This window comes from Cryobacterium sp. RTC2.1 (assembly GCF_035018685.1).
In the GTDB taxonomy this organism is placed as follows: domain Bacteria; phylum Actinomycetota; class Actinomycetes; order Actinomycetales; family Microbacteriaceae; genus Cryobacterium; species Cryobacterium glucosi.
In genome coordinates this window covers 1-3,030 of the sequence record NZ_JASJXJ010000245.1, presented here as the reverse complement: position 1 = coordinate 3,030, position 3,030 = coordinate 1, and the positions used below count along the sequence as shown (strand labels likewise).

The 3,030-nt window shown below is 66.1% G+C and carries 5 protein-coding genes; 2 read left to right on the top strand and 3 right to left on the bottom strand.

Annotation, left to right across the window (positions count from 1 at the left end; all coding sequences use genetic code 11):
- Window positions 1–7: 7 nt before the first annotated feature.
- Both QN357_RS18425 and dut read right to left on the bottom strand, forming a co-directional pair.
- On the bottom strand, window positions 8–637 hold the full coding sequence (locus tag QN357_RS18425; protein WP_134447986.1) for a DUF3710 domain-containing protein: 630 nt from the start codon (window positions 635–637) through the stop codon (window positions 8–10).
- On the bottom strand, window positions 634–1,122 hold the full coding sequence (gene dut, locus QN357_RS18420) for a dUTP diphosphatase (protein ID WP_241975429.1): 489 nt from the start codon (window positions 1,120–1,122) through the stop codon (window positions 634–636). Before dut ends, QN357_RS18425 begins: the two co-directional genes overlap by 4 nt.
- A gap of 38 nt (window positions 1,123–1,160) precedes the next feature.
- Here dut and QN357_RS18415 point away from each other — a divergent pair, with 38 nt between their 5' ends.
- Window positions 1,161–1,616, top strand: coding sequence for a DUF3093 domain-containing protein (locus QN357_RS18415; protein WP_134447982.1), 456 nt, complete (start codon window positions 1,161–1,163; stop codon window positions 1,614–1,616).
- A 9-nt stretch (window positions 1,617–1,625) separates the two neighbouring features.
- Here QN357_RS18415 and QN357_RS18410 read toward each other — a convergent pair whose 3' ends face one another.
- Window positions 1,626–1,919: a DUF4193 domain-containing protein gene (locus tag QN357_RS18410; protein ID WP_134447980.1), complete on the bottom strand. Its 294-nt coding sequence runs from the start codon at window positions 1,917–1,919 to the stop codon at window positions 1,626–1,628.
- Window positions 1,920–2,117: 198 nt separating this feature from the next.
- On the opposite strand from QN357_RS18410, the gene sepH reads away from it, so the two are divergent.
- Window positions 2,118–3,030 (top strand): septation protein SepH (gene sepH, locus QN357_RS18405; protein ID WP_323505333.1); only part of this gene is annotated, 913 nt, incomplete at its 3' end.

Sequence of the window (3,030 nt, the reverse complement as noted above, 5' to 3'; positions counted from 1 at the left end):
GGTGGGGTCAGGCGTCGGACGGTTCTGCGGGGCCGGCGGGCGTGACCGGCATGCGCAGCGGGATCAGGTCGCGCGGCGGCATCGGTGCGGACCCCCGCACGACGACGATGCTGCGGAAGAGGTCCTCGATCTGCGCGGCGGCGTCCGGGTTGATGGCGCCTTCGCCCGCGATCACTCCGCGGAGGAACCAGCGGGGGCCGTCGACGCCGATGAAACGGGCCAGCCTGCTGGTTTCGGAGGCGTCCTGGCCGGTGGCTACTGGGATCTCCGCGACGAGCTCCGGACCGAACGGTCCTTCTCGCAGCGTCGTCGTGCCGCCCTGCTTGCCGATCTGGTCCGCGATCTGGTCGCGGATCTCGTGCCACAGCCCACTCGACCGCGGTGCGGCGAACGGCTGGACCTGCAGGGTCGAACCGGCGTAGTCCAGGCCGATGGCCACGACCCGCTTGCTGCCCTCTTCGATCTCGAGGCGCAGGTGCAGGCCCTCGCGCGGCAGGACCTTGACGCCGCCGAGGTCGACGTACGGTCGCACCGGGTTCGCCTCGCTCTCGTCGAGGGGCCCCTCTGTCTCACGGTCCTCCGGCGCCGACTTGGGCAGTGGTTCCGGGAATTGGTCCGCATTCGCGACGTCGGTCACGGGGTGTCTCCTGACATTGGTGAGCCGGCGGTCTGCCGGCCGTTTCCCGATTCACTCACACCCGTTGATCCGAAGCCGCCCGCGCCGCGCTGGCTGTCTGGCAGCCGGTCGACGGGAATGAAAGCGGCCCGGGAGACGGGCGTGATGATGATCTGGGCAATGCGATCGCCCACGGCGATCGCAAAAGATTCGGTCTGGTCGGTGTTGAGCAGCGAGACCTTGATTTCGCCCCGGTAGCCGGCATCGACGGTACCCGGCGAGTTCACGATCGTGATGCCGTGCTTGGCCGCGAGGCCGCTGCGGGGCACGATGAACGCCGCATAACCGTCCGGGAGGGCGATCGACACGCCGGTCCCGACCAGGGCACGCTCGCCGGGGGCAAGAACACGCTCTTCAGCCGAGTGCAGATCTGCTCCGGCGTCGCCCGGATGCGCGTACCGCGGAACGATGGATGCGGTTATCAACACTTCGACGCTTTCTGCCACGTGTCGAGGGTAGTGCAGAAGTCTGATCGAATAGAGCCATGCCTGAATATCGTGAAAAACTCTGGGCCTCACCAGCCCCATTCCTCGCGACCGCACTGCTGATGCCGGCGAGCATCCTCGTTTTCGCACCGATCTCGATGCTCTGGGGAATCATCATCGCCATCGTGCTCTACGGTGCCGCTATCCTCACGCTGCTGCTGACTGCTCCGGTCGTCTCCGTCGCGGACGGTGTCTTCACGGCGGGTCGCGCGCGAATAGGAACGGAGCTGATCGGGGAGGCCGTGCCCTTCGAGGCCGCAGAAGCGACGCTCGAGCGCGGGCGCAGGCTCGACGCGCGGGCCTGGCTGTTGATCAGGGGCTGGATCGGTCCCGTCGTGCGGGTCCCGATCGAGGATCCCCAGGATCCGGCACCGTACTGGCTCGTCTCGACACGCCACCCAACGACGTTGGCCGCCGCGATCAATGGATCACGACGGCCGGCATCAAGTAACTAAAACGCGCTTTTAGGAGTCGCACTCCAGGCAGACCGGGCCGAGCTTGGTCTCGTGCGACATCTGCGAGCGGTGCTTCACGAGGAAGCACTCTACGCAGGTGAATTCATCGGCCTGCGGGGGCAGGACGACGACATCGAGGTCGAGGTCGGACAGATCGGCACCGGGTAAATCGAACCCACCGGGGTTGTCTGAGTCGTCTACATCCACGACGCCAGACATCTTGTCCGGTACGCGCTCCTTGAGGGCCTCAATCGACTCAGAGTCGTCTTCGGACTTTCGGGGTGCGTCGTAATCGGTTGCCATGCCCATCCATTCATTCATTTAATGCCGATTAACGAAATCAGCGGGCACAGTTTGCAACAATCCCGAAGGAATAGCAAACTCTCGCCGCTGATAACTTCGGCTGAGTGGTCAACTTACGGCACGCCCGGCGTATTCCCCGGAATGAGGGGCGTTTCATGACAGTGTTGGCCAATCAGTGATCGCGAGAGGGCTTTCGCCATGCAGGATTTGAAGGTAATCGGAGTAGAGAACGGCGCGCTGCTTGCAGCGAGCGAGGATGGTGACCGTTTTCGGATCCCCATCGACGAGGTTCTCCAGTCCCGGCTTCGCCAAACCCAGATAGAACACACCCCGAAAACAAAGCTGTCCCCGCGGGACGTGCAAGCGCACATCCGTTCCGGCATGTCGGCTGAGGACGTCGCCGCCGTGACGGGAGCCCCGATCGACTTCGTCCGTCGCTTCGAGGGTCCGGTTGTCGCCGAACGCGAGTACATCGTCTCGTGCGCCCTCGGCGTGCCCGTCCACACCGCGATCGAGCCCGATCCCGGAGAGGGATCCGCGACGTTCGGCGGCGTCATCCGCGAGCGCCTCGCCTCCCTCGGGGCAACGGACGAACGCTGGGCCAGCTGGAAGGAACCCGGCGCCGGCTGGATCGTCAAGCTTGCCTTCACCGCGGACGACATCGACCACGATGCCCGCTGGTCCTTCGAACCGAAGAAGAACGCGCTCTCCCCCCTCGGCAACGAGGCCATCGCACTCTCCCAGCAGGGCGAGCTCAAGGGCGCGCTCATCCCCCGCCTCCGCGCGGTCGGCGCGGAGACGAGCCCCGCCGACGTGTCCCGCTTCGACAGCGGCGCATTCACGTTCAAGGAGTCGCTGCCGGACGAGCTCATGAACGACACGGCGCCCCAGTTGGATCCGATCCCCTATTCCCGCTCGGCCGGAACGACGGAAGCCGTGTCCAAGGCGGCTATCAAGCGTGCCGCAGAACCGCCCAAGAGCCTGAGCGAGACCGCGGACCTGCTCGAGTCCCTGCGCCGCCGCCGCGGCGAGCGTGAAGCCGCCGTCCTCGGCTCAGGCGCCCCCGTCCCGGACTCCCGGGGCGAAGCGCCGGCACCGGGCGGACCGCGAC